20 protein-coding genes, 1 tRNA gene and 1 riboswitch are annotated in these 26,359 nt (G+C 61.7%); of the genes, 4 read left to right on the top strand and 17 right to left on the bottom strand.

Translation table 11 applies throughout. The annotated features are described in order from the left end of the window. Positions 1 to 116: 116 nt before the first annotated feature. On the bottom strand, positions 117 to 623 hold the full coding sequence (locus MSL71_RS02925; RefSeq protein ID WP_180137164.1) for a hypothetical protein: 507 nt from the start codon (positions 621 to 623) through the stop codon (positions 117 to 119). Between the two features lie 398 nt (positions 624 to 1,021). On the opposite strand from MSL71_RS02925, the gene MSL71_RS02920 reads away from it, so the two are divergent. Next, positions 1,022 to 1,852: an alpha/beta hydrolase gene (locus tag MSL71_RS02920; protein ID WP_180137163.1), complete on the top strand. Its 831-nt coding sequence runs from the start codon at positions 1,022 to 1,024 to the stop codon at positions 1,850 to 1,852. Between the two features lie 193 nt (positions 1,853 to 2,045). On the opposite strand, the gene rnhA is transcribed toward MSL71_RS02920, so the two are convergent. Beyond that, a complete protein-coding gene (rnhA, locus tag MSL71_RS02915) occupies positions 2,046 to 2,753 on the bottom strand; it encodes a ribonuclease HI (protein ID WP_180137576.1) in 708 nt (235 codons plus the stop codon). A 317-nt stretch (positions 2,754 to 3,070) separates the two neighbouring features. Here rnhA and MSL71_RS02910 point away from each other — a divergent pair. Beyond that, positions 3,071 to 3,146: transfer RNA gene (locus MSL71_RS02910), tRNA-Thr, on the top strand. 262 nt (positions 3,147 to 3,408) lie between these two features. After that, positions 3,409 to 4,887, top strand: a complete 1,479-nt coding sequence (locus MSL71_RS02905) for a rhomboid family intramembrane serine protease (RefSeq protein WP_180137162.1) — start codon at positions 3,409 to 3,411, stop codon at positions 4,885 to 4,887. A 99-nt stretch (positions 4,888 to 4,986) separates the two neighbouring features. On the opposite strand, the gene MSL71_RS02900 is transcribed toward MSL71_RS02905, so the two are convergent. Beyond that, complete coding sequence (locus MSL71_RS02900) at positions 4,987 to 6,423, bottom strand: tetratricopeptide repeat protein (protein WP_180137161.1); 1,437 nt, start codon at positions 6,421 to 6,423, stop codon at positions 4,987 to 4,989. A 295-nt stretch (positions 6,424 to 6,718) separates the two neighbouring features. Beyond that, positions 6,719 to 7,375, bottom strand: coding sequence for a 3,4-dihydroxy-2-butanone-4-phosphate synthase (ribB, locus tag MSL71_RS02895; RefSeq protein WP_180137160.1), 657 nt, complete (start codon positions 7,373 to 7,375; stop codon positions 6,719 to 6,721). A gap of 211 nt (positions 7,376 to 7,586) precedes the next feature. After that, positions 7,587 to 7,739: riboswitch (FMN riboswitch) on the bottom strand. 435 nt (positions 7,740 to 8,174) lie between these two features. Between ribB and MSL71_RS02890 the strand changes: the two genes are divergently transcribed. Next, entirely contained in the window at positions 8,175 to 8,843 is a 669-nt protein-coding gene (locus MSL71_RS02890; protein ID WP_180137159.1) for a hypothetical protein, read from the top strand. A 41-nt stretch (positions 8,844 to 8,884) separates the two neighbouring features. On the opposite strand, the gene MSL71_RS02885 is transcribed toward MSL71_RS02890, so the two are convergent. The 13 genes from MSL71_RS02885 to MSL71_RS02825 are packed head-to-tail and all read right to left on the bottom strand — an operon-like array spanning position 8,885 to position 26,339. Then, positions 8,885 to 9,847, bottom strand: a complete 963-nt coding sequence (locus MSL71_RS02885) for a hypothetical protein (protein ID WP_180137158.1) — start codon at positions 9,845 to 9,847, stop codon at positions 8,885 to 8,887. Beyond that, a complete protein-coding gene (locus MSL71_RS02880) occupies positions 9,840 to 10,814 on the bottom strand; it encodes a PP2C family protein-serine/threonine phosphatase (RefSeq protein WP_180137157.1) in 975 nt (324 codons plus the stop codon). Before MSL71_RS02880 ends, MSL71_RS02885 begins: the two co-directional genes overlap by 8 nt. Further along, positions 10,814 to 11,647: an oxygen-binding di-iron domain-containing protein gene (locus MSL71_RS02875; protein ID WP_218950930.1), complete on the bottom strand. Its 834-nt coding sequence runs from the start codon at positions 11,645 to 11,647 to the stop codon at positions 10,814 to 10,816. Before MSL71_RS02875 ends, MSL71_RS02880 begins: the two co-directional genes overlap by 1 nt. Further along, positions 11,644 to 13,686, bottom strand: a complete 2,043-nt coding sequence (locus MSL71_RS02870) for a DUF3131 domain-containing protein (protein ID WP_180137156.1) — start codon at positions 13,684 to 13,686, stop codon at positions 11,644 to 11,646. Before MSL71_RS02870 ends, MSL71_RS02875 begins: the two co-directional genes overlap by 4 nt. Beyond that, the gene (locus tag MSL71_RS02865; protein WP_218950929.1) at positions 13,674 to 15,107 is read right to left on the bottom strand and encodes a DUF3131 domain-containing protein; all 1,434 of its coding nucleotides are present in this window, start codon (positions 15,105 to 15,107) and stop codon (positions 13,674 to 13,676) included. Before MSL71_RS02865 ends, MSL71_RS02870 begins: the two co-directional genes overlap by 13 nt. Positions 15,108 to 15,125: 18 nt before the next feature. After that, entirely contained in the window at positions 15,126 to 16,619 is a 1,494-nt protein-coding gene (locus tag MSL71_RS02860) for a DUF3131 domain-containing protein (protein WP_218950928.1), read from the bottom strand. Then, complete coding sequence (locus MSL71_RS02855; protein ID WP_180137155.1) at positions 16,616 to 17,995, bottom strand: DUF3131 domain-containing protein; 1,380 nt, start codon at positions 17,993 to 17,995, stop codon at positions 16,616 to 16,618. The genes MSL71_RS02860 and MSL71_RS02855 overlap by 4 nt, the downstream gene beginning before the upstream one ends. Further along, entirely contained in the window at positions 17,992 to 19,806 is a 1,815-nt protein-coding gene (locus tag MSL71_RS02850; RefSeq protein WP_180137154.1) for a glycosyltransferase family 2 protein, read from the bottom strand. The genes MSL71_RS02855 and MSL71_RS02850 overlap by 4 nt, the downstream gene beginning before the upstream one ends. After that, positions 19,803 to 21,533 (bottom strand): glycoside hydrolase family 9 protein, encoded by a 1,731-nt coding sequence (locus tag MSL71_RS02845; RefSeq protein ID WP_218950927.1) that lies wholly within the window; start codon positions 21,531 to 21,533, stop codon positions 19,803 to 19,805. The genes MSL71_RS02850 and MSL71_RS02845 overlap by 4 nt, the downstream gene beginning before the upstream one ends. Further along, on the bottom strand, positions 21,530 to 23,809 hold the full coding sequence (locus MSL71_RS02840) for a glycoside hydrolase family 2 protein (RefSeq protein WP_180137153.1): 2,280 nt from the start codon (positions 23,807 to 23,809) through the stop codon (positions 21,530 to 21,532). Before MSL71_RS02840 ends, MSL71_RS02845 begins: the two co-directional genes overlap by 4 nt. After that, the gene (locus MSL71_RS02835) at positions 23,806 to 25,476 is read right to left on the bottom strand and encodes a DUF4301 family protein (protein ID WP_180137152.1); all 1,671 of its coding nucleotides are present in this window, start codon (positions 25,474 to 25,476) and stop codon (positions 23,806 to 23,808) included. The genes MSL71_RS02840 and MSL71_RS02835 overlap by 4 nt, the downstream gene beginning before the upstream one ends. Before the next feature lie 15 nt (positions 25,477 to 25,491). Then, positions 25,492 to 25,980 carry an ATP-binding protein gene (locus MSL71_RS02830; protein WP_180137151.1) on the bottom strand — a complete coding sequence of 163 codons (489 nt, stop codon included), beginning with the start codon at positions 25,978 to 25,980 and terminating at the stop codon, positions 25,492 to 25,494. Positions 25,981 to 26,000: 20 nt separating this feature from the next. Beyond that, complete coding sequence (locus MSL71_RS02825) at positions 26,001 to 26,339, bottom strand: STAS domain-containing protein (RefSeq protein ID WP_180137150.1); 339 nt, start codon at positions 26,337 to 26,339, stop codon at positions 26,001 to 26,003. Positions 26,340 to 26,359: the final 20 nt, after the last annotated feature.

Genomic DNA, 26,359 nt, shown 5'->3' with positions numbered 1-26,359 from the left:
ACGCCCGCCTCAGCCCTCAGCCCTCAGCCCTCAGCCCTCAGCCCTCAGCCCTCAGCCCTCAGCCCTCAGCCCTCAGCCCTCACCCCTTCAGCCCTTAGCCTTTCAGCCTTTCTTCCTTAGCTTATATTCAACGCCGCCCGCACTTTGGCGTAAGCCTCTTCCCGTCTCGTCCTGTTGCTTGAAAACCCGACAGTGACCCTGGGGGCGTCGAAGTCTTTGGTGTTGAGGTGGATGAGGTACTTCATGTGGTTTCCCATGGCATAATCTTCCCATTCGATGCTTGAGACGTCGCTGAACTCAAGGACCTTGCCTTTGCCGATTCTTCCGGCGAAGATTTTTCCGCTGGTTCTGTCGATGGCAATGCCGTTTTCGCCGTAGCTTGCCACGTATTCGGGGGTGATGTTCAGTGAGGTGACGTGATTTATGAAACGGTCTTTTTCCCGTTTGCCGTCCCAGATCAGGTAGGCAAGGGAGGCGATGACCGAGACAAGGATGGGAATCCACAGGTTCTGGCTTGCAGAGTAGGATACCTGGGCGAGGATGATGGCTGTGGCCTTGAAGCTTGCCACGGCAACAAGGGGCAGGACGACAATCACTTTAAGCAGAGTCTTGAGGATAAACATGTTTTTCCTTACGTGGTTATAAATAAGCCCCGTTACGCGGGGGGATCAACAGCATGTCCGGGGGGTGGAAGGCCCCTGGAAGGGAACAGATACCTGTGAAAGGGAACCTGTGTCAAGGCAGATGTTGCCCTGCAGGAAAAGAAGTACTGTCAAGCCCTTCGGCGTGTGACATACCCCACACCAGGGGGCTTTTTTTTGAAAAAAGGCAAGGCGTCTCCGGAAGGAAAAAATGTGGGTGGCAAAGCCAGGCAATGCCGATAAAAATAAGAGACATGTACGGAAGGTTCCCAGGGACATCCGGGCTGGGATGTTTGACTTTTTTCGAAAAAGGAGTAGGAACATAAGGGGCCCGGGTGACGGGGCCGTGATTACCATCTCAAACCGAAGGAGCTCGCCTTATGCCAAGTGATACCGTCGAAACAACGATACCGTCCAGCACCCCGGGTGTGGATTTGTTTGTGGCCGTCAATCGGATCGAAGCCGCCAGGGCTGTGGTGGTCATCGTTCACGGCCTGGCAGAGCACCTGGGCCGGTACGACCTGGTGACCAGCGAGCTCAACGAGGCGGGGTGTTCGGTGTACCGGTTCGACAACCAGGGCCACGGGCGCTCCGGGGGCGAGCGGGGCTACCTGGACAATTTTCAGTCGTTTATCGACGATGCGGATCTGCTTGTTGAAAAAGCACGAGAGGAAAACCCGGGCCTTCCCGTGTTTATGCTGGGGCACAGCATGGGCGGGTTCATCACGGCGGCTTATGGGGTGAAATACCCGGGCAAGCTCAAGGGCCAGGTGCTCTCCGGGGCGGCGGTGATCCAGCTGCCATTGTTTGAGGCCTTCAAGGATGTCGATTTTGAGAAAGAGCCCCGGGTGAAGGTTCCCAACGCCCTGTCCGAACTCATCTGCCGGGACAAGGCCGTGGTGACGGCCTACGACGAAGATCCCCTTGTGCTCAAGGAGACCTGCCAGAAGCTTCTGGGGGAGGTGTTCATCAACGGCGCCGGGTGGCTGACGGACAAACTGCCGGAGTACGCGTATCCTTGCCTGATTCTCCACGGCGACGACGATCAGATTGTCACACCGGATGCCTCCCGCTACATGGCGGACCATATCGCTTCACAGGACAAAACCCTCAAGATGTACCCCGGTTTTTTCCATGAGATTTTAAACGAAAACGGACGAGACGAGGTGGTGGCGGATATTACCGAGTGGATCTGGGCGCGCCTGGGCTAACCCGTAAGGTGACCGCGACCGGTCTGCCCGCTTTGTTGATTTTCTGTTGATAGAGATGCCGCGCGAATCAGCTTTCCCCTTGCAGCCGGGGGAATCGAAAAAGGCCCTTCGGATACGAATCCGGGGGGCCTTTTTTTGTGGATGAAACAGAGGGAGGTGGAACAGGGGGCCTCGAAGGCGTGTGGTGCAGGATCTACAGGTTTTTGACGTAGCCCACGTCCAGTTCGAGGTTTTTGCCGTTTCTGGCGGTGGTGTTGGCAAGGGTGTCGCAGCGTTCGTTTTCCGGGTGGCCGGCATGGCCCTTGACCCACTGGAAGCGGACGGCAAGGGGGGCGCAGAGATCGAGGAGCTTGGCCCAGAGGTCGGTGTTGACGGCGGGCTTGCCGTCGGATTTTTTCCAGCCCCTTTTTCGCCAGCCTTCGGCCCAGCCTTTGGAGATGCCGTTGACCACATAGGAGGAGTCGGTGGTGATGATGAGGGGGCGTTTGGTGGAACCGATGTGTTCCAGGGCCTTGATGCAGCCCATGAGCTCCATGCGGTTGTTGGTGGTGTAGCCGTAGCCGCCCTGGAGTTCCGTGCGCTTTTTGCCGTCTACGATGACCACGCCGTAGCCACCGGGGCCGGGGTTGCCGATGGCGCCGCCGTCACTGTAGATATGCAGGGTTTTTCCGTCGCCTTTGGGCCGGGGTGCCACCGTTTTTTTAACGGGGGCCTCCTTGGGTTTGCAGCGCTTGCGCACCACGGTGTTGTAGGAGGGTTTCTTGCACCAGTTTTCGGCCTCTTCCCGGGTTGTGAAGCTTTTATACATGGCCCCTTCAAACCCAGAAACCTGGGATTGAGCGTCTGGCCAATTGGTGTAAATGCCGGGCACACGGCCTACTGCGACGGCATAAAATTTCATTGATGCCACGTGATAATCCTTTCGTCGCAACGAAACAGGCGACGGTGGGTTTTTTTAGAATTCAATGGCCGGTACGGCCGCGTCTGGCAGGGATCTCTGCCGAGGAAGAAGATTGCTCCGAGAAGAGCGCTTTTTCCTTTTATCCCCGTTGAACCCAGAAGTCCAGAAATATGGTGCGTGTTTTTGAGGCGAATCGCGGATTTCGAAGAACAGTTCCCTCAGGACTGTGTTTTGGCCTTCCCTAAGGGCTGGTTTTTGGCGGATGCGGAATTCCTCTTGACGGCTTCACTGGTTTTCGCCTATTTTGGGCCCGTCGAGCCAATGTAGCTCAGTTGGCAGAGCAGCTCACTCGTAATGAGCAGGCCCGCGGTTCGAATCCGCGCATTGGCTCCACACCACGAAACATCCCAAGCCCGAAGATCCCCACAGAGGATCATCGGGCTTTTTTTGTGGTGGAAATCCCCCGCCCCACTGGTTGACAGCCCTTGTTTTGAACGATATCACATTGTAAGCTTTTTCCGCCGGTTTGGGAAAAGAAATCGCCCCGGATGTCCCTTTGATCCGCCGCCCTTGTCCCTCCGGCCCGTAGTGCCCTGACCCGTTTGCCCGTTGATCCGGTATTTACCTTCATCTGCGCTGTCGCCCGGAGGCACCCATGCTCGTCGTTCCACTGACCGGAAAGCTGACCCTCAAGAACCTGCCGGTGGTCACCATCTCACTGATCGTGCTGAACTGCGCGGTCTTTTTTTTTACCAACCAGGCCGACCAGGACGCGTATAACGCCGCCATGGCGCACTACGAGGCGTCGGGCCTTTATCAGACCGAGGTGACAGCCTACCGCGAGTACCTGGGGGGCGACGAAGGGGAGAGTGGGCCATGCCGACATGCCGTGGACCCGGAGTCCCAGGCGTTTCCGGAATGCTACAGCCAGATGGTGAAGGATGACGCGTTCCAGCGGGAGCTTACAGCTAACCGGGTGATCTCCCCGGGTATGGACGGCTACAGGCGCTGGCGCCTGAACAGGGACATTTATGAGGACTCCCTGAACAAGATGACCTCGCGGCGGTGGGGTCTGATCCCGGACAAGCCCAGGGCCCTGACCTGGGTAACCTATATGTTTCTCCACGGAGGCCTGGCCCATCTTGTGGGCAACATGATTTTTCTGTGGCTGGTGGGGTGCGCCCTGGAGCTGGGCATCGGCAGCGTGGCCTACGGCATCGGGTATGTGGTGACGGGCGTCTGTTCAGCCGTTCTTTTCGGGCTGGTGTACAGCACGAGCACCACGCCCCTGGTGGGGGCCTCCGGGGCCATTGCCGGGCTCATGGGGGCGTTCTCCCTTCTGTTCGGCAGGCGCAAAATCCGGGTGTTCTATTCTCTGGGATTTTATTTCAACACGGTGTGGGCCCATGCCTGGCTTCTGTTTCCCGTGTGGGTGGCCTGCGAGGTGGGGCAGCTGGTCTTCGGAGGTGTGTCTCATGTGGCGTATATGGCCCACATCGGCGGGCTGATTTCCGGGGGACTGTGCGCCCTTTTCTTTATCCATGTGCTCAAGGGGCAGGTCAAGGAGGTGTTTGACACGGAGCCGGAAGAGGACCGGGTTACCGTGTTGATGGACGAAGCCCTGGCCTGCATGGCACAGCTTGATGTGGCCGGTGCGAAAACGGCCCTGGAGTCGGTGCTCGCCCTGGAACCCGGGCATCCCAAGGCCCTGGAACAGCTCTACACCCTTGCCCGGAATACCCCCAACGACCCTGCCTACCATCAGACGGCCGTGGCGGTGCTCACGGCCATGCTCCGTCACAACGCCCTGCCCGAGGCCGTGCTCAGTACCTATGACGATTACGTGGAACGGGCTCCGTCCGTGAAATTTCCTCCCTCCCTCTACCTTGCCCTTGCCGGGTTCTTCCCCGGCCACGGGCGGGAAGCCGACGCCGATCGGTTTCTCATGATGCTCACCCGCAAAGCCCCGAACCTTGCGGGTCTTCCCGATGCCCTCCTGCGGCACGCCACCCACTTCAAGCAAAAGGGGGACGACGCACATTGCAGACGCTTCCTTGCCGTGCTCCGGGAACAGTTTCCCGACTCCGCCGAAACCGCCCTGGTTCAGAGAACCATGGGGGAGCTGGTGACGTAAGGCTAACTCGAATCTTGTGGGCGAGCTCGCACAAACAACCAGGGCAATCTGCTTTCGAGGTGGCTCACCCCGCCGCCGGAGGCAGGCTTTAACTTTACATCACATAACCGAAAGGTAGTTCCGCACCTGGGGGGCGATGTCGTGCTCCGGGAATTTTTTGAGGATGCCGTTGAGCAGCTTCAGCGCTTTGTCGTGCTGGTGAAGCCGGTCGTTTAAAATGCGGGCGGCCCGGAACCAGATGGCGGGCAGCATGGGGTCGTCCGGGTGGTTTCGGATGGCCCGCTGGAGGATGGCGATGGCCTGTTCCGGGGAGACCCGGTCACTGGTCCAGGTGCCGATGTGGTAGAGGATGCCTGCCGAGGGGACAAAGTCCGGGTCCGCTTCCATGCAGGCGGCATAGGCGGCTAAGGCCTCCTCTTTTTTTCCTGCGGTGATGAGCTCGTCAAGGTGGGTGTGGCCGTGGGCCGTCAGCTTTTCGGTGTGTCCCAGCATGTTCAGCAGGCTGAAGTATTTTTCCGAGAGCTCCGGTGTGGGCAACTCTCCTTTCTGTGCCTTGATCTCCCCGATATATGCCAGGGCGTCCTCCAGTCGGCCTTCCCGCAGCAGGAAGGTGACCTGCTTGAGCTGCGGGTCTTCCACGATTTTTTCTTCTGCGGCCTTCATGGGTGTGGCGGCGGCCTTGAAGTTTTCCTGTGCCACGTCGTACCCGATGGATTCATGGTACTGGAGGGTGACGTAGCCCATGAGGTGGTAGGAGACCAGGCTGTAGTACCCGCTGATGACGCAGGTGAGGGCACTCAGAAAGTTGGGAGAGACATGGGGGGCCAGGCGGCCGACCACCAGGGCAGGGGCACCCCAGAGGATGGTGAGGAGACCGAACATGCCCAGGTACCCCTTGCCGATGCGGGTGGCCAGGCGGATAAAGGCATTGGGGTTCACCGCGTGGAGTACCCGGTTGGAGGTGGCCAGCAGGATAATGATGGCCGGGACGCAGAGGATGATCAGGACCAGCAGAAGGTAGCCGGCGGTCTGCCCTGCGATGGTAACGACAAAGGCGTAGGGCACGATGAGGAGAAAGGCCACCAGCCCCTGTTTCAGCACAATGACGATGCTGCTGCCCAAAGGAATACCGTCCATGGGCGGCGGGGTCAGGTCTCCGCTGCTCGTGGTGGTCAGGGCAAGGTATGCGTACCGGAGGACCAGGGCCGAACTGGAGATGCTCACGAGCATTCCCGGGAGGCTTTCCGGGTCAAATATGTAGTGAAGCAGGCCCAGCACCCCCAGAAAGAGGAGGATCTTTGCGGTCAGGGGGTAGAGGAAAAAGTGGGGCAGCCTCTCCCAGTATGGGACGATGGCGTTCTGGGCACCTATCCAGTCCATCTCCCGGTTGCACCTCGGGCAGAGGGTGATCTGGCGGTCGACGGTGAGGGTGCGATGGGTGCTGGTTTTTACGCAGGCATTGCAGAAGGTGCCTCCGCAGAGGGGGCAGCTCCAGTGGGCAGGGTCGTGGGGGTGGTGGAGACAGTAAGTGGTCATGGGCCCTTGCTCGGTCTGATGTCGTGGTCCGGTTGGCGATACGTACTGTTCTTGGATGGTTGATGTTATTGGTCATAGCACAGGTATTTGCGCAGGGTAAACACTGTATGGGAAAGATGCGGTTGTTTTGAGGCTGGGGGAGAAGGGGGCGGTTCGGTGTGCTGAAGGGGGAAAGCAAAAAGGGGACGCTGTCGGGAGGAGGGACAGCGCCCCTTTTTATTCGGGTTGTCATAGGTCAGGTGATGTCATCGTGACAAGGTGCGGCGTTGAGCCGGCCCCGGACGAAGGGCTTGGATCAGGCCACCTGCCTGGACTCCACAGTCCGGCGGTAGTGGACAATGTCCTCCACCGTAAGGACCGGGAACCCGTGTTTCTTTCCGAAGTCCACCAGGTCGGGAAGGCGGGCCATGGTGCCGTCTTCCTTGGTCAGTTCGCAGAGGACGCCCGTGGGCTTGAGCCCTGCCAGGCGGCAGAGGTCCACGGTGGCCTCGGTGTGGCCCCCGCGTTCCAGCACGCCCCCTTTCCTGGCTTTCAAGGGGAAGACGTGGCCGGGCCGGTTGAGGTCGTCGGGGTGGGCGCCGTCTGCGATGGCAGCCTTGATGGTGGTGACGCGGTCTTTGGCGGAGACACCGGTGGTGACCCCTTTGGCAGCTTCAATGGTGAGGGTGAAGGCGGTGCCGTACTGGGAGCTGTTGGCCGGAACCATCTGGGGAAGGTCCAGCTGGTAGGTCATCTCCGGGGTGAGGCAGAGGCAGACAATGCCGGAGCACTCCCGGATCATCAGGGCCATCTGGGCATCGGTGATCATTTCGGCGGAAAAGATCAGGTCGCCTTCGTTTTCACGGTCTTCGTCGTCGGCAACAAGGATACCGTTGCCGTTTCGAAGGGCTTCAAGGGCCTTTTCAACCCGTTCAATGGGGTTGCCAAACTGTTCGAGAAGATTCTGATTCATGGAAAAACCTCCAGATAATGTTTAACCCGACTCCTAAAGGCACGCATGGGACCAGACGAAAAATCATGCACCAGGGTCGAGGATTTCCAGAATCAGGGCTAACGGAAGGGGTGTGGGCAAAAGGACCATCCTTATGCCGCACGCGTCGAAAGGCATCACGAAACAGGGCACAACGAAAAAATCAATTTCGTTCAGGCCCCGTATGGGGACATCCTATCCTCTTCCATCCGGACTGTAACCGTCGGCTCCGGAATCTCACCGGATCTGCTGTCCCCTCGCCGGTGTTGAACCGGAAAGAGCGCTCGCGGGCTTGCCATTGAGGCTTACCGCCGGTGGGGAATTTCACCCCGCCCTGAGAATAAGTGGCACCCATTAAACGCCTGATTGACCCCTTTGTCAATGGGTATTCTGACGCTCCGGTTGCCAAACGTATTGAAAAAATATATAATTGTTGCATATATCCCATTGAAAACAGGTTTCTTTTTTCTCTTCCCGGGGCGGTGCGCCGCCTTGCTCTCCACGACCCTGTTTGCGCCTGCTCCCAGCCCTTTCGGGCTCTGTTCCAGCGACCTGCACAAGCGATTCTTTCCCTTTCCCATTCCTGCCCGGGCCCTGTGCCCGCCTTGAACCTGGTGCGATTGGCAACCGGCCGGACCGACGCGCCGCGGTCCGCCGACACCTCCGGGCTGACACCCGCTGGGGAGACCGACCTCTTCGGTTCTGCCCGTGTCACGGCCCCGGACCCTTACCGGAATATACCTACGATCCCTATGAAAACGGGATGAATTGGAGGCAAACCATGAACCACGACATGCAGGAGACTCTGACCAAACTCATCGGTGGCAAGGCAGAAAGCCTCGTCCATCATGCCGACGCCTTTCTGGACTTCTGGTCCGTCCTTGAGCCCGATGACCGCCAGGTGGCGCTGAAGGACCTCATGACCCGTTACCGGCTACCCGCCTTTCGGACCGAAGACCCCATCTACGGGGGCGGCTTGTCCCAGGAGCGGATGAAAGAGCTCACCAGCAAGGTGGGGAGCATGGTGGATGCCACTTTGGGCTGCATCCTCTCCAACCGCATGGAGCCGGACTCAGCCGCCCAAGAGGTGCAAAAGCTCCTGGAAGGCCGGGAAGACAAGGACGAGCAGGTGTTCTGCCTGGCCGGGATCCTCTCCTCCAATGTGGTCCCCTACGCCGTGGTGCCGGAGTTCAAGACCCAGCTCACCAACGAGATGTACCAGGCGCTGCTCAAGGAGCTCTCCGAAGGGGTCTCCCGTATCCGTATCGCCTCCGGGGTTTCCAAGAACGCCGCAGAGATGGCGGACCTCGTGCTTTCGGTGCTGGACCAGGAGATGGACTGGGAGAAGAAGGTGGCGCTTCTGGCCTACTTTATCGTGCTTCGTGAGCGCACGGTGATGGCGGGCAAGGGGGCTCGTTCAGGCAACGGCGGCAAAGCGGGTGCGGAGTAAGGACGCGGTCCGTGGGGCTCCCTGGATTCGGGCTCCACGGGTCACCACACCCAGGACCAGAGAACGGAGATGCTTCCGTACTTGAAGCTGCCGGTATCCTCCGGGGATTCGTTCCAGGGGTACCGGTTGCCCGAGTAGTTGTTGTACTGAACGGAGACGGTGCCGGGGTGCCAGTCAAAGTAGCCGAACCCGTAGGTGTAGTCCGGGTCCCAGGGCTGCTGCTGGTCCGGGCGGGGGTAGTAATAGCAGGTGATGGTGGCGTACCACCATTTGTAGATGGTGTATTTGAGGGTTAAAGAGAGGCTTTGTTTCCAGCTTTTCTCCTCACCGGAGGCCAGGTCGGAGTAGGTGGGGGTGAGGTTGTAGTTGATGCCGCCACCCAGGCCGCCGGTGGGGTGGACGATGAAGAGCTCTTCAATGCTGCGGGGGATGAGGAATTTCCAGCCAAGGGAGTAGGTGCCGCTTGAAAAGTCGGTGACCTTCTCCCCTTTTTCTTTGTCCGGGTTGAGCCGGTTGCCTCCGTAGTTGGCGTAGGTGAGGCTGAAGGTGTAAGGGTGCCAGTCGTCGTAGCCGAAGACGTAGGAAAAATCCGGGTCCCAGGGAGCTCTACAGTCCGGGCACCAGGGGTTGCTCTCATCGAAGTTCAGGTACCCGTAAAAGGTCACCGAAGCAAACCAGTAGCTGAGGGGGTTGTATTTGAAGGTGGCCGATACCGTGGCCTTTCGAAAGCCCGATTCGGTCTGGGTGCCGTCCGGCCCCCGGGACTCTTCCACGGTGTCGGCAAGGGGGTAGTTGAAGGCGACGTTGCCGCTGAATCCGGAAAAGAGGTTGCGCCACTCCGAGTCGTGCTCTTTTTCCATGAGGTCGTTCAAGGGCATGGAAAAGGAACTCAAGGCCGCATGGTAAATCTCCTGGGCTGTTTCGCCCCGGCAGGGCACATGGAGCAGCAGGACGAGAAGCAGGGCGGCTGGCGCGACGGCCCATGGGAGACGGGGGCTACACAAACTCAACTCCCAGCATGGTGACGTCGTCCCCCAGGGGTTCGTTCTCCCCGAAGTTCATCATGTCCTCGTGGGTGCGGGTGAGCAGCTCGTCGATGGGCAGGTGTTTGTGGGCGTCCAGGGTATCCTGGAGGCGCTGGTCTCCGTAGAACTCCCCCAGAAGGTTGCGGGATTCGGTCATGCCGTCGGTGTAGAGGATGAGCTTGTTGCCCGGGCGGAGGCGGATGGTCTCCTCTTCAAAGGGGATGATGCCCCCCATGCCCACGATGGTTCCCCCTTCGGTGAGAAGGGTCGGGGGACCATCCGGGTGGAGGAGGATGGGGGCGGGGTGGGCCGCGTTGCTGTAGGTCAGGTGGCCGGTTTTGAAGTTGATGATGAGGTAGACCGCCGTAAAGTACTTGTCGAACCGCTCCATGGGGTACTCTTCGTCCAGGGCCTGGAGCACCTCCGACGGGGAGGTGAGGCTGTAGCGGGGCGGGTCGTCCTGCTTTTTTTTCACCAGCATGCCGCTCTGGGCGTTGAGGCGCTGGGACACCGAGACCGTCACCAGGGCAGACGGCACCCCGTGGCCGCTGACATCCAGGATGTAGAGCCCCATGTGGTCCTCGTCCAGGCGAAAGACGTTGAAGATGTCGCCGCCGATGCTCTGGCAGGGGATAAATTTCCAGGCAAAGTTTAACCCCTCGACGTTGGGTGCGGACTGGGGAAGCAGGCTCTCCTGGATCCCGGCGGCTGCCTTCAGGTCGGTCTCCAGCTCCTGCTGGGAAGCCAGAAGCTTGCGGTTGAGGGCGGCGAGCTGTCGCTGGGACTGGGAGAAGTGCAGGATGATGGTTTTGAGCACCCGGTTGTTGAGGTCGTGGTCTTTTTTCTCCGTACGGTAGCGCACGGCGGCCTTGTAGACGTTGTAGGCCATGTCCCGTTTGAGCTTGAACCCGCTGAGTTCCGGGAAGCCCAGCTCTTCCATGTTCATCAGGTGTCTCCTTCGTCTGTAATGATCCTGTCGATGCCCACCCCGTCAAGGTTGATGAGTCTCTCTCCGATGGCCCGGAAGTCCTGTTCCATGGGAATCACGCTGCCGTGCTGGGGAGCCACCATGCCTGCGGGGGTCTTCAAAATCTGCCGGATGGCGTGCCTCAAAGCCTTGCCCGAGGGCATGATCATCTGGTGGAAGGTGAGAATGTCGGTGATGGGGCAGTAGTCCCTGCCCTGGGGACAGTCCTCCAGGTGGTTGCAGGTCCTGCATGCGTCGTCCAAACCGATGAAGAGCTCCCATTGCCGGGCGTAGCTGCCGAACAGATCGCTGGTAAAGGCCACGCCGCTCAACTCGTCGTAGGTGATGAAGCTGCCTGCGCTGTGGGCATACGGGGTTCGGATGAACTCCAGCACGCGTCCCGACGAAAAAGTGAATCGGTCGTTGTAGTCTGCGATGTCCACAAGGGTGGAGGACGGGCCGTAGTGCCGGATGAAGAAGTTGTTCTCCAAAGCCGACATGATGCGCAGGTCATCCCGTTCGATGATGTCTTCGTAATCGGAGACGCTGCCGCAGAGATCCGGATCGTAGTGGTGGTAGATGAGCCCCCGGATGGCCGAGGGGTTGGTGCCGGTTTTAAGGATCTTGGTCATGACCGTGGGAAAATCGGGACGGCTGCCTCCGTCGATGACCACGGCTTCGTCGCCGTCCACGATGAGGTAGGGGTTGCAGTGCAGCCCGGTTTCCTCATCGTAAAAGCCTACCCAGTAGATGCTTTCGGCGATTTTAATGGGGTCGTCGTAGTTGAGGTTGAGGTTGATGGTGTTGATCATGGAAAGACTCCTTGTGTTAAAAATGGGGTGGACCCTCGTTTCATGTAAAGCATCGCCTCAAGAATGACGGCGTTGGTGTTGATGTTGCGGGAGGTGTTGATGGTGCCGTCCGGGTACCTCCCCGCATAGAATCCGTAGCGGGGGTGCTTCAGGCCCACGACGGCCTGGCGAAGGGCCGTGGCGTAGGCGTCGTCAAAAAGGACGCTCCAGCCCAGGGCCGCCTTGGTGGAGAGGGAGAAAAAGGCATCGGCCGGGGCACCATCGTGGGTGACGCAGGCCCAGGGGGTGCCCTCGTAATAGACATTGTTGTAGACAAACCAGGGTGCCTTGTTCACGGCGTCTTCGTTCACCGCCGTCACCTCTTCGCTCTTGAGCCAGCGTCTTCGCTGGATGTCGTAGACCTTACGGGTGAGGTCCGAAAAGGTGTCGTCGATGGGACCCAGCTCCATGGCGGCCATGACAAAGGGGTCGCTGGTGAAAAATGCCTTGTTCCGGGTGTCGTGGAGAACTTTCTTCTCCAGAATGGTGACCGTGTCCGTTTCTTTGTAATCCAGGGCCTTTCGCACATCCAGGTCGAAGAGGGCCACCCCCGTGGCTGCGTATTGCTCGTAACCCAGGCGTCCTTCCTGCCGAAGCCACTCTTTTTCTCCGTTAAAAAGCATGCCGTTGAGTTCCCGGTATTGAACCAGGCGGTCAAAGGTCCACCGGTCCAACACCTTGTCCACCATGGGGGCAAAGTCCGGGTACCAGGCCGCGGTGATCTTGAGCCAGATGAGGAGCCTGCCGATGTCCAGGGCCGACCATCCGCTGCCCACGCTGCTGGGCCTGCTGCCTAAATCTGTCATCTCACCGGTTCGCGTCATGTATTCCCGGTTGGGGAGTTCGTTGTTGTAGAGCTCCACAACCTGGAGGGTCTCTAAAAACCGGGTGATCTTCTCCTTGCCTTCGGCAGGCCCGATGATGCCGAGCTGCATGGCACAGGCAAAGGCGGCCAGGGTGCTCCCCAGGTCCCAGAGGGTGGCGTAGGGGTAGTTGTGGACGGAGTTCACCAGGCCGGTGTTGGTCTGGTAGTTTTCCACCACATAGCGCCAGGCCGTGCGGGAGATCTCCAGCTCCTCGGCGGTGAATCCCTCGGCTTCCTGGATGTTGCCCCGGGTGGTGAGGGGCATGGGGGACGCCTTGGGGGCTGCTTCAATGGCGGTGGCCGTCGCTTCCGGGACCCCGGGGGCCGGTGGTACGGCAAGGGGTTCTTCGTTTACGGACGGCGGCAGGGGCGGAGGCGGGGCCCCTGCAGATGGCGTATCGGTGCCCGGGGGCGGAATCATCCCCTTGCCCGGCAGGCCCTCTGTCTTGGGTTGTGCCGCAGCTTGAGCCTCAGCGTCCAGGGAGCCGTGGCGGGCCCCTTTTTGTACCGCCGGGGCCTGTGTCTCGCGGACGGCCAGGGCCTGGGGCCTCGGAAAGTAATTCCGGGTGACACGGATCTCGGGCTCGTCGTCGGCCACGTCCCGTACCTGGAGCCCTGCTTTGGGGCCGCTGTAGGTCAAAAGGCCCAGGGCCTCCACCATGTCCATGAGCCGCCGCTGGGGATCGTTTCCAGACAGGGGCAGGCTGCCCGTGAGGCCCGCCTTCAGCCGGGTGTCGATGGCGTGGGCCTCCTGGCGGAGGGCCTCCTGCTGGGCCTCCCAGGAGGTGTTGCTCTCCAGGAAGTAGCGCACGGCAGCCGACCAGGTGACGTAGGCCCTGGCGTTGTCTGCCTTTTCAAAGGCGATGGTGGCGAACACGTTGAAACAGGCGGTCCGGCGAAGGGTTTCCTGGTCCCGGGACCGCTTGAGGAGGGTCTCTCCGTCTGCCACCCAGGTCTGGGCCGCACGCTCCCAGGCCTCTTCTTCGGCATGGCGGAAGCCGTCTTCAAAGAGAGACGGGTCGGAGAGGGGACCGGCCGCAGCGGTCCAGGCCCACAGGAGCAGGCACAGCCCAAGGAGCCACGGGCCCGGGCGGTTTGGGCCGCCATGGGGGCGTGCTTGGGTTACGGGACGCATCCTGTTCGCTCCAGGGGCAGGCATTTGCCCTCCTCGGTAAAGGGGTTTTCCACGTTCAGGTCGTAGTAGGGCCTGGGAAAGGCATCATTGGGGTCGACGCAGGCAGAGAGCTTTCCGTCGGCCTTGTAAAACAGGGTCTCCAGCACCGCGGCGTTGGTGCCTGCGGTGATGAGTTTCATGTGGCTCCCGGTGTTCTCCATGCGGCCTTCGTACCACCCTTTTTCCGGGTCGTTGAGGCAGTGGAGCAGCTCCATGAGCCGGTCGGTGTACGGCGTCTCCCAGAGGCCCCACATGGCAAAGGCGGCCCGTGTGGAGACCAGGGCCTGCTCCTTGTGGTAGGTGCCGCTGTCCGAGATGACGTTCCACGGGTACCCGGCGGCAAAGATGGAGTCGTAGACAAAGTAGGGCGGCCCGGCCACCTGGTGATCGGTGCGGGCGGTGAAGACGTGGTCGTTTTCAAACCGCGCCTCCTGGACCCGGTAGATGGCGTCGGCGATGGTCGCCATGTCCGTGTCGCTGTGGATGCTGTCCCATCCCTGCCGCTGGTCGGTGCGGTCCCAGTTGAACTCCAGGCCGTCTAAAAGGTAGCCCATGCTCAGCACCGGGGCGTAGGTGCCGGTCTCCCGGACGTCCCGGCTGTCGTAGGGAAACTCGATCCCGTACAGGGTGGCCTTTTCATAGGGCTCGATGCGGGAGGCCTGGGTGGTGTCAAACCCCCAGAGCTGATAGCCCCTGGCACAGTATTCCTCGTAACCCAGGCGCCCTTCCTGGAAGGTGTTGGCGGCGTTGTGCACCTTGAGGCCGCCGTAGAGGGTCCCGCAGTTGTCCACCACCCGGCAGAAGGTCCAGCGGAGCACGGCTTTGTCGATGTACTCCGAGTAGATGGGGTAGCGGCACTTGACGATGTAGAGCCAGGACAGAAGCCTGCCCAGGTCCATGGCCGACCAGCCCACCTCCCCGGGCTGGTTGGTGTAGTCCACCATGGCCCCGGTCTGGGTGTTGTAGACCTTGTTGGGGAGCTCGTTAAAGCACAGGGGCATGGTGTTGAAAAAGTGCATCAGGCGGCTGAGCCGCTCGTCAAACTCGCACGGGGTGATGATGTCGAGCTCCCGGGCCGAGACCATGGCCCCCAGGTAGTCCGCTGTGTGCCACATGGTGGTGGCCGGGTAGCGGTCCACGGAGTTGACAAGCCCCGTCTTGGGGTTGTGGTTGTTCTCAAAGTACCGCCAGGCGATTTTGGCCCAGGTCTCTTCCTGTTCTGTGAGTTCCCCGTGGCGCCCCTGGTGGAACAGGTCGGAGTTGGCCGTGGCCGAGACCCCCCGGTCCACCCCGCGGACGATAACCCCGCAGCCCGTCATGGCTCCCGGCATGAGCAGGAGCAGGCCGAGCAGCATGGGGCCAAAAAAGGGTACGCGGGCCATGGGCTCTCCCGTCATGGGTCAGGGCACCTTCTCTTTTACAAAGGGGCCGCAGCTCTCGCGATGGCCGGGGTAGCACTTGTCGGATCCTGAAAACTCGTCGGCGATGACCTTGTCCCACTTGCTCGGGTGGTCCCCGAACTTCAGGAGCTTGCCCTGGACCTTGTGGAGCAGGGTCTCCAGGATGATGCCGTTGTTGTTGGCGGTAAAGGTGTTGATGAGGCCGCCGTTGACCTCGTAGCGCCCTTCGTAAAATCCCTTTTCCGGGTCGTAAAGACCGGAGACCGCGTCGTAGAGCAGATCCGTGTACGGAGTCTCCCAGAGGGTCCAGAGGCCGAAGGCCCCTTTCAGGGCAATGGCCGAAAACTGGGGCACGTAGGTGCCGTCCTCGGTGATGGTGTTCCAGGTGTAGCCGTCGGTGTAGATGGTGTCGTAGACAAAGTACGGGGGGCCGTCGAGCTGGTGCTCGGTGCGGGCCGTGAGGATCCCTTTCATGCGGTACCTTGCCTCCTGCACCGCGTAGATCCGCTGGGCAAAATCTTCGGAGACCGTGTCGGAGTGGGAGCGGTCGTTGTCGTCCCTGTCCGTGGTGAGGTCCCAGTTGAGCTCGATGCCGTCCAGCACGTAGCTCTCGCACACCACGTAGTTGTGGGCCACCAGCTCCCGGGGGTCCCGGGTGTCGTAGGGGACGTCCACGTCAAACATCAGGATGTAGGCAAAGGGCTCGGCCTTGGAGGCCCGGGTGGTGTCAAAGCCCCAGAGCTGGAACCCCTTGGCCGCATACTCTTCGTATCCCAGGCGTCCCTCCTGGAGGTACTGGGGCTGGCCGTCCTTGAGGATGGCCCCGTACATGGTGCCGCATCGGTCCAGCACCTGGCAGAAGTCCCAGCGCAGGATAAAGCTGTCGATGGCGTTGCTGTGCTCTGGGTAGCGCTCCTTGATGATGCGCAGCCAGATAAGCAGGCGGCCAAGGTCCAGGGCCGAGTAGCCGATTTCCCCGGGCTGGTTGGCGTAGTTCACCTTCTGGGCGGTCTGGGTGTTGTACGCCTTGTTGGGCAGCTCCCCCCTGAAAAAGTCCAGCTCGTTGAAGGTCTTTAAGATGGCCGTGAGGCGCATGTTGAGCTCGTTTTTGTCGACGATGCCCAGCTCATAGGCGGAGACGAGGCCCCCAAGGTAGGAGCCGGTGTCCCACATGGTGGTGGAGGGGTAGGCGTTGACCGCGTTCACCAGGCCGGTTCCCGGGTTGTAGTTGTTCTCGAAGTAGACCCAGGCCACCCTTGCCAGGGCCATCTCCTCTTCGGTGAGGGCACCGTTACGCCCCACATGGCGCGGACCGTCCCGGGGCGGTTCGGGCTTTTTGTCGATGGCAATGGCCTCGATGCGGTCCTCCTCGCCGTCGTCGTAGGAGGGGATGAACCGGTAGCCGTCCGGGGAGCAGGCGCCGAGGATGAGCAGGAGCATCCCGGCAGCGGCACCGAACAACACCGTGCGTCGGGCTGGGGTCGGAGTGGTCATGGGGTCTCTCCTTCGGGATGGAGCCGCACAGCGGTCTGCGGCTCGGACTCTTTGGCCTTGCTGGTGCCGTGGATGGCGACGAGTTTTCCTGTTTGCTTCCTGCAGAGGCTCTCCAGGACAATGGCGTTGGTGTTGCAGGTGATGGCCTTGTTGGGGGATCCGCTTTTTTCGTAGAGGCCGGAGTACCAGCCCTTGGCCGGATCGTTGAGTCCGGCCACGGCGGTCATGAGGCGGCGGGTGTAGTCGGTGTCGAAGATGCAGTGCCAGCCGAAGGCCGCCTTGGTGCTGAGGCTCTTGAAGGCCGAGGCGTCCTCTCCGGCCTCGGTGATGCAGTTCCAGATCTTTCCGTCGGTGAAGACCGTGTTGTAGACGAACCAGGGGGCGGTGTCGATGTTGTCCTCGCTCACCGCCGTCAAGGTGCCTGTGGCCTCAAACCTGCGCTGCTGGGCCGTAAAGACCCGGTAGGCGAACTCCCGGGAGGTTTCATCCCAGCCGTATTCCAGGGCATCCAGGATATAGGGCTCGCTGACCACGTAGTTGTGGGCGTGGTAGATCTCCGGGTCCCGGCTGTCGTGGGGCACCATCACTCCGAAGACATCCACGAAGTCGAGGAAGGCCGTGTAAGAGAGGGCCCGGGTCACGTCCAGGCCCATGAGGGCAAGGGACTTGGCCGCGTATTGCTCGTAGCCGACTCTTCCCTCCTGGAGCAGGAGGATCTCTTCGTCGTCGTCCAGGGCCGCCCCGTAGAGGCTTCCATCCTGAATAAGGGCCTCAAAGTCCCAGGCCGAGAGGATGGCTGCCACGCGCTGGGTGTGGCGGGGGTGGTTCCAGACCAGGATGTTCATGGGGGTGAGGATCCGCCCGATGTCGATGGCCGACCAGCCGATGCCACGTTCCGTGGGCCGGTTGTTGTAATCCACCATGGCGCCGGTGACGGTGTTGTAGGACTTGTTGGGGAGCTTGCCGTCAAACAGGGGCAGGGTTTCCAGGGTGTCAAGGAGCGTGCCCATGCGGCCGTGGAAGGTCCCGTCGTCGATGAGCCCCAGGCGCCGTGCCGAGATGAGGCCCATCATGTAGGAGGCGGTGTCCCAGAGGGTGGTGGCGGTGTAGCCGTCCACGGAGTTGACGAGGCCGTTTTCCTGGAGGTTGTTCTCAAAGTAAGTCCAGGCGATGCGGGCCCAGGCCATCTCCGTCTGGGACAGGGGCGACGGGGCCCCCATGGCCAGGTCGGCGGTCTCTTCGATGACAAGGGCCGGGGCCTCAGTCTGTTGGAACTCGGCCCGTTCCAGGGCGATGACCGTGCCGAAGGCGGCGACGAGCCCCAGGAGGAAGACGATGTGACTGCGTGCCCTGAGCAGGCCTTGGGTAAAGGTCATGGTGTCTCTCCTTCATCGTTCGGATCAGGTTTCCAGAAGGCGGCGGCCACGATGCCCCACATGGCCAGGATGTTGTTTGCACCCCAGAAGGCGTTGGTGAGCAGGCCGTTGACATTGTCGAACCGGCCTGCCCAGGCCATGAGGCCCGCATAGACAAGGCCTGCGGCGGTGAGGACCATCACCAGGATCTGGGGGACCACCAGGTGGGCGAAGTTTCCCTCCTGCCGGGTCTTGGGGGTCACGGGAAAGGAGATCTTTTTTCCCCTGAGCACGGTGGTCAGTGCCCGGAAGTTGATGGGGAAAAACGAGAGGTAAAAGGACTGGCCGGACCAGGCCGCCACTCCCCAGGTGCCCACCATGGTGGCCAGGGTGTTTAAAAAGAGGAAGGGGAGCACGTGCTTGTAAAAGTCCATGGAGTAGGCGGCCACCGGGGCGATGCCCGTAAACAGGTAGATGATGGGGGCCGCAAGGAAGATGACGTTCCAGATGCACCCCAGGTATGACCAGAAGGTGGAGGCGTACATGAGCTTCTGGGGAATGGTCATGCCCCGCCTGAACAGGGGGTTGTCGTTCAAGGCCACGTCGATGGTGCCCCCGGCGTACTTGAACCGCTGGACCGCCCAGCTTACCAGGTCCTGGGTGGAGAGCATCTTGGACTCTATGGGGGGGTGGAACACCGACTTCCACTGCCGGTCCGGGTCGGAGTGGAGGATGATGGAGGTGTACATGTCTTCAGAGACGTGGAACTTGTACGGCGTCAGCTCGGTCTCCAGGGCCAGCTCCCGCTGCATGGCCTCGGTGAGGTCGGACTTCAGGGAGAGGTCCTTGATGTCCCGGGTGATGTTTCCGATGAAGCGGTCCATGGCCGTGGAGTAGGATTTCAGGGCCGCTTCCATCACCGCCTCACGCCGGTGGATGGAGCCCGCCCCGCAGCAGAAGGAGGCGTTGGCCCAGTTCCTGCGCCGCTGGATCACGTCGTAGAACATCTGGGGGCTGTTGCAGAACGGGTCTTCCCCCACCATGACCGGGCCCACGATTTTTTCGATGCCCCGGCCGAGGAGGTGGCCCGGGGTGCCGAGCCTTCTCTTCATCACCTGGGCAAGGGGGGTGCCCGGGGGAAGCTCAAAGAACCACTGGGGGGTCTGGACCCAGGCCACGTCCGGGTCCCGGAAGTAGCCCAGGGTGCGCCGGAGCATGGTGGGAAAGGGGCGGGTGTCGGCATCGCAGATGACGATGAAGTCTCCGAAGGTCTGCTCCATGGCGTTTCGCAGGTTGCCCGCCTTGAACCCGATGTTGGAGTCCCGGGTGATGTAGTTGACCCCTTCCTGCCGGGCCACCTCTGCCATGGCCGGGCGCTTGCCGTCGTCCAGCACATGGATGGTGAGGGACAGGGGATGGGGGTAGTCCATGGCCTTGGCGTCCAGGATGCTGAGCCTTACCAGCTCCGGGTCTTCGTCGTAGGTGGGGAAAAAGATGTCCACCTGCAGGGGCCGGTCCTCAAAGGCGTCCGGTTCGGAGACGCACTGGCGGATGGAGGAGGGGGGCTCCTTCATGGGGATGTCCCGTACGGCCCAGAGGTTGATGACAAAGAGGATGAGCCCCACATAGGCAAAGGTCTCGGCCGTTGCCAGGGGCACTGCAAACCAGAGGGCCTCGGGGTTCAGGGAGTCGGTCCATCGCCAGGCAATGTACCAGAATCCCACCCCCAGGCTCATGGTGGCCAGGAACTGCCAGAGAAGCTCCCGGGGGATGGAGTGGGGGATGGGCTCCGGGGGCAGGACCGATTCGTATTTTTCGAAATAGGCGGTCATAAGGCGGTCTCCAGGGCCCTTAAACGGACCATCAGGCCGATGAGGGCTGCGTTGTAGTCGATGGCGTACTCGTTGGTGGCGTAGGAGGTCTCGTTGTCGATGTAGCTCCTGAGCCCCTTGTCCTTGGGGGCGACGCCGTCTTCGGCGTTGACGTTGGGCCCGCCCACCAGAAGTCCCGGGATGTTGATGCCCACGGCCCTGCCGTAGAGGTGGTTGACGTGGTTCACCGAGGTCTCCCCCAGGCCTGTGACGTAACTTATGCCAAAGGGGTTGATCCCCAGAAGGTAGTTGAGCTGGCTGACGGCCGCCGACACATGGGCGGGGTTTTTGGTCTTCTCGGCCGCCAGGGCCAGGGTGATGCCCTCTTCGGCGATCATTTTATTGGATCCCCAGATGATGCGGGGGTTGGCCGTCATCCAGGGGCTTTTTCGCACATTGGCAAGGAGGCTGTCCGCCCGGCGAAGGAGCTTGGCCTCAAGGGCTGCGGTGACCTTGCCCGGTGTGTTTTTGTGGCGCAGGAGGTTGGCCATGCCCAGGGCCGAGGGGTCTTTCCACTCAAAGAGTCCCCAGGGGAGCAGGGGCAGGATGCGCTGCACCTCTGCAAGGAAGGGGGCCTCTCCCGTGGTGATGTAGAGCTCTGCCGCAGCCCAGAACCGGTCGTCCAGGTCCGTGGTGAGGGTGGCCTCCCGGTCGATGGGACCGGCAAGGTAGGGGCCGGAGCCCGTGTCGTCCCCTTTATGGACATCCACCACCATCTCCGGGGTGGCGTTAAGAAAACCCCAGCCGCGCCGGGCTGCCTTAAGGCAGGTCTCGGCAAAGGCGGGGTCCTCTTTTTGGTAGACCCGGGCCGCCATGGCAAGGGCGGCTGCGGCCTTGGCGGTTTCCGGGGAGGAGATGCCGTAGAGGTAGCGGATCTGCAAATCCGCGTCCGGCGGGATGGCCGCGGGCCAGGATGCCCCGGAGAGCTTTCGGTAAAAGGCGCCGTCGCTTCGCTGCATGCGCAGCATCCAGTCAAGGCCCACCCGGACCTCCGCAAGGGTATCGCACAAAGGGCTTTTCTCTTTGTGGGGCAGGGAGAGGTCCAGGCTTTCAAAGAACTCCGGTGCCTCTTCCCGGGCGGCGAGGAGTCTGCCCGCCGTGACGGCGGTGGTGGCCACGTATTTTCCGAAGTCTCCGGCATCGTGCCATCCGCCCCGGGCGTCCACGGTAGAACCTGTGGCGGCAAAGGGATCTTCATGGGCCACCACCCCGTCCCGCGTGTGGCAGGGGCCGTGGACCAGTCCGGTGACAGGGTCGTTCAGGGCCGTGCCGCAGCGTTGCAGAGTGTAGGAGCGCATCAACAGGGCCAGGCCGTCATGGAAGGCCTTGGGGCTGATCTCAAAGGAAACCGAGCGAACCCCCTGCCAGGTGATGCGGTAGCGGCCCGGCCGGGTAAGCCTGGAGAAATCCAGAACCCTCAGGGCGGTGCCGTGGGGCTCTTCCCGGTACGGAGTTCCCGGGGCGATTTCAAGGACGGGGGTGCCGGTGTTCTCATCCACGAGGGTGGCCCGGGCATCCCGTGCGCCCCTGGGCTCTCCGGTGAGCAGGGCGAGTTTGGGCAGGTGGGGCAGGTACCCCACCTGATTGACCAGGATGCGCGTGGGCTCGGACCCCGGGTGCAATGCATTGCCGAGGCTCGCCGCGGGCAGGGCGGCAACCATGAGGGCAAGGATCAGGACACGGGTCACGGTCTGTCTCCTTTCTCCACCCTGAAATCCAGGGCGTTTGTGGCCAGGACCCCGCCGTCGGGGGCGAGGAGGGCGGCTTCCACGCGGTAGGCCCCTGCGCTCAGCCCGGATCTGGAGAGGTGGGTGACTTCCCGGGCGCTGTCTGCATCAACGGCAACGGGCGCCCGTGTTTCGGTGAGAATTTTGTCACCCTGGATGAGGGCCAGGGTCAAGGTGGCCCCGGGGACCCCCTCGGGTCGGTCGTTGATGACCCAGATCCGGGCGGTGACGGTTTCGCTTTCTGTCCAGGTCTCCTTTTCCATCTCAATGCTGGGCAGCAGGGGCTGGTAGGCCCGTTTCAGGGCCTCGTAGCCCGGTTTCGGGTGCCTGAGGTAGTCCACGATGGCCCAGTTCATGGAGGGCCAGCCCTCCACAAACATGAACTGGAAGATGCCCCCCACCGGGGCAAAACGCTGGCGCCTGTACGACTCCGCCGCAAGCTGGGTGAGTTTGGCCTGGTAGGTCTGGGTGGCGTGGATCAGCTCGTCGATGGACTCTCCCCGGGGGATCTTGGCGATTTCAAAACTCTCCCTTTCCTGGAAGTTGTGGTAGGCCCAGAGGTCCCAGGCCTCGCGGGTCCGGGGCCAGAGAGCGTCCGGGGGCAGAAAGCTCTCCAGGGTCTTGCGTGCGGGCAGGGCCTGGGCCCCGTACTCCGAGATCAGGGCCCTGTCCGTGGGCCGGGCATAATCCCGCCAGTGTCCCGAGTACCACCCCAGCCAGGGGTGGTCGGCGGTGGGGGAAATTTTCTGTACGGGCCGGGTGGCGTCGGCTTTGGCCAGGGCCCGCCCCACCGTTTCGCCCAGCAGGCGGTTCTGGCCCGGGGTGTAATTGGGGTATTTCCACTTCATCCACGTGGCATCCCAGGGGGGCTCGTTGTGGCCGCACCAGGTGAAGATGCCGGGGTGGTTGTAGAGAGAGGCCACCATCTCCCCTGCCTGCCGGGCGGCCTCGGCGGCAACCTCCCTGTCGTCTGAGTAGCCCCACTGCAGGGGCATATCCTGCCAGACCAGAAGGCCCATCTCGTCGCAGAGGCGGTAAAAGGCCTTGGGTTCCACGTGGGCATGGACGCGGATGGCGTTGATGTGGGCCTCTTTCATCAGCTGAAGATCTGTTGCCAGGCGCTCTTCGGTCATCTCCGAGAGCCACTGGGAGGCGATGTAGTTGGTGCCCCGCAGAAAGATTCGTCTGCCGTTGATGAACCAGGTGCCGGAGTCAGGGTCCCTTTGGATTTCCCGGAACCCCATGGTCTCCGTGCGTGTGTCCAGAATCGTGTCACCCTGGCGAACCGTGGCCGTGAGGCGGTAAAGGGCCGGTTCACCCAGGTCCCAAGGCCACCAGAGGCTGGCCTCCGGCACCGAAAGGACCATGTGGCCCGTAAGGGCGGGGCCCGTGCAGGGGAACTCCGCCCGGGTGGTGACGGTTTGCTTTGGCTGGCCCTCTGCCGTGTGGGGCGTGATCCCGAGGAGGACCTCCACGGTCTCCCCTTCCATGTCCGGTGTGGCCAGGGCAATGGCCACCCGGGCCTCTGCCCCGCTGCCCGTAAGCTTCGGGGTGACGGCAAGGCGCGTGATGGCAGCCTTTTGGGTGATCCGAAGGGTCACCGGCGCCCAGATCCCTCCGCAGTTTTTCTCCTGCCCCCGGTGGGACCAGGCCCCGCCGGGGCGGGTGTCGTGGTGGTTCAGCACCCCTTTGATGAGGCGCTTGTTCAGGCTCCACTGCCTGCCGTACTCCTCGTTGGGGCTGTTGACCCGCACGGCGATGAGGTTTTCTCCTTGTGTAAGCCGGTCCGTGACATCAAAGGCAAAGGGGGCGAAATAACCCTGGTGGTGGCCCACCCAGGTGCCGTTGATCCAGACGTCGCAGGCATAGTCCACGCCCTCAAAGTGGAGCCGGACCAGGGCGTCTTTCGGCAGGTCAAGGGTCACGGTTTTCCGGAACCAGACCACCCCGGCGTGGTCCAGGCCGCGGAGGTACCAGTTGGCCGGGAGATCCATGAGGGCCCAGTCCCCATGGGAGAGGGCCGGGTCAAAGAGGTTCTCAGGGCCCAGGCCCCCTGTTTTGTAGTGCCAGGGGCCGTCCAGGGAGAGCTCCTGCACGGCATGGCTTTCCGGCGTTTCGCCGGGAGGTGCCTGGGGGGTGATGCAGGCGATACACCCAATTACCATGGCCAGGAAGGCGGCGACCCAGGCCCCTGTGCGTGCTTGGTCCTTGGACGGTATGGGGCGCTCCGGTTTCATGAGGGGGGCTCTCCGTCGGGGGGCGTTGTGGCCGGCGGGCGTTGCCCGCAGGCGGCGCCTCCATACAGGTCCCAGGGACGTGAGGGGTCCTGATACGCGGGGGTGGACCGGTGCTCGTCCCGCAGGAGATCCAGAACGGTTTTTACCGGGGCGAAGGTTTCGGGGGGCACCTCCACGAACACGGTGTTCCACCGGGCCATGCCGCCGTTCCAGAGCCCGGGGTGTTCCAGGGCCTTGAGGTCTCGCCCGGCCTTGGTCTTGCTGGAGATAAAGACCGCCTCCGGGTCCGTGAATTGGGTGAGGTCAAAGGCCCGGCCTTGAAAGTCCCGGAGCCCCAGGACCAGGTCCACGGGGTTGAAGTGGGTGGCGGACTTCAAATATTCCTGCTGACGGGACGAGGAGGGGTCCACGGACGATGCCTCCACGATCTGCAGGGAGGGGCATTCGTCCTGGCCCACCCAGAAGGGACCTCCACCGGCTTCTCCGTGGTTTTCCACCACGCCGCAGACGCGCAAGGGACGATGCAGCCTGTCGATGATCCAGGTGCGGCGGTGTGAGGGCGAGGCCCGGCGAATGGCTTCGGGGATCTTGATGTTGAGGCAGCTTTGGGCGAATTCCATGGCTTCGTCGGCCATGGTGGGCGGCCCGGGCACGCTCAAGAGCTTGAGCCATCTGAAGGTGTCTGCCTGGAGGGTGAGCAGCAGCCCTGCCAGCGCCTTTTTGAAGCGTGTGGTGGGGGGCTTCAAGGGATCGGGGACCACGTTGTCGATGTTCTTGATAAAGACGATGTCCCCTTTCAGGCGGTTCAGGTTGTCCAGAAGGGCTCCGTGGCCGCCGGGGCGGAAGAGAAGGGAGCCGTCGTCCTGTCGGAAGGGGTTGCCGGAGAGGTCCAGGGCCAGGGTGTCGGTGCTGCTCTTCTGGTTAGAAAAGTGCAGGTCGAAACGGACACCGAGGCGGGACTCGTAACCCTGGCGCACATGGTTGAACAGGGCTTCGAACCGGGGCTGGTGATCCATGGAGACCGTGAAGTGGAGCCTGCAGATATCGCTTCTCCCCCTGGCGTAGTGGGCCGCCTCCACCAGATGCTCCTCAAAGGCGGTGCGGGGGCCTTCCGGGGCATGGTGAAAGAGGATGAGGCCCTTGGGGCGCCGGGAGTAATTCAGGCCCACGGGGTGAAGGAGGTAGCGCAGGATCCGTAGGTGGTGGCTGCGGTCCCGGAGGCGGGACAGGGGGATCCCTTCGTGGGCGGACAGCACGGAAAGGGCCTCGTAAAACGCGAACTTGTCCAGGTTGGCCATAAAGGTGACCAGGGCCTTGCTGGCGGCGTCCCCTTTGTCGGCTTTTTTCTGGATCCAGTCCGGCTCCACAAAGGCATCGTCTTTTTCCATGCGGATCAGGTCCTGAAACATGCGGGTGGCCGCCCCCGAGGCCGGGGTGAACTTGGTGATGTCCCGCCTCGGGGCCTCCCGCTCGTATCGGGCGATGCACTCCCGGATGGTGTCCGGGGAGAGCCGGATGATGCCGTCGTCAATGGTGCAGGGCCTGTCCAGGGTGAGGTAGGGGACCCCCTGTTGAAGGATCCTGAGCTGCTCTGTCGCCTGCTCCTCGGAGAGGCCCCGCGCGGCTAAGGCCTCACGGTCTGCCTGTGTAAAGGAAGGTGTCTTCATGGTGCTCCTTTTCCCTTACTTTGGGGGTGGGGATGCAGAGGGCGCCTGATGGGGATCCGGGTAACCGTCCAAGAGGGGATGGGGCCCGAAGTTCTTGGTCATCTCAAGGGTGTTTTTTCCATCGGCCGTGCGATAGGCCACCTGGTCCATGACCTGATGGATAATGAACAGGCCCATGCCGCCTTCGGGCAGCTTGTCCAGGTCCTCGGGGTCAAAGTCCAGGGAGGGGCTGACGGCCGGGTCCATGCTCACCCCGGTGTCGCTGACCTTGAAGGCGATGCGGTCCAGGTAGAGGTCCACGTCCACCTCCACGCGATGGCCCGTGGTGTGCTTGTAGGCGTGTTCAATGGTGTTGTTGATGGCCTCCACCACGCAGGCTTCGATCTGGTAGACCTCCACGTCCGACAAAGGGATCTGGGAACAGATTTTGTTGATGGACAGGCCGATGAGGGAGACGTCCCTCAGGTTGCTGTCGATGGCAAAGGTGATTTTTTTTGAATCCATGGTGGGCTCCTCCTGAGGGGTCAGCTGGAAAGGGCCTGGACCGCTTCGGTCTCCGTATCGAACATCCGGAATACCCGGTCCATGCGCGTGAGCTTGAACATGCTCAGGACGGTTTCGTCGGCTTCGGCAATGACGAAGGCGCCGTCCCGGCCAACCTGCTTGAGGCAGGAGACGATGGCACCCAGCCCGCTGCTGTCGATGAAGTTGAGGCCCCCCACATTGAGGACGATGCGTGTGTTGCCGTCGTCGATGTAGCGGGCCATGTCCGTGCGAAAATCTACGGCCACCTTGGCGTCCATTCTGTTTTCAAGGGAACGGACGATGAAGACCTCTCCCTCTTTGCGTGTCTCTAAACGCATGTGCTGCCTCCTTAAGGTAT

The organism is Desulfoluna butyratoxydans, assembly GCF_900699765.1.
Lineage (GTDB): Bacteria > Desulfobacterota > Desulfobacteria > Desulfobacterales > Desulfolunaceae > Desulfoluna > Desulfoluna butyratoxydans.
This window is presented reverse-complemented; position numbering and strand designations above follow the sequence as displayed.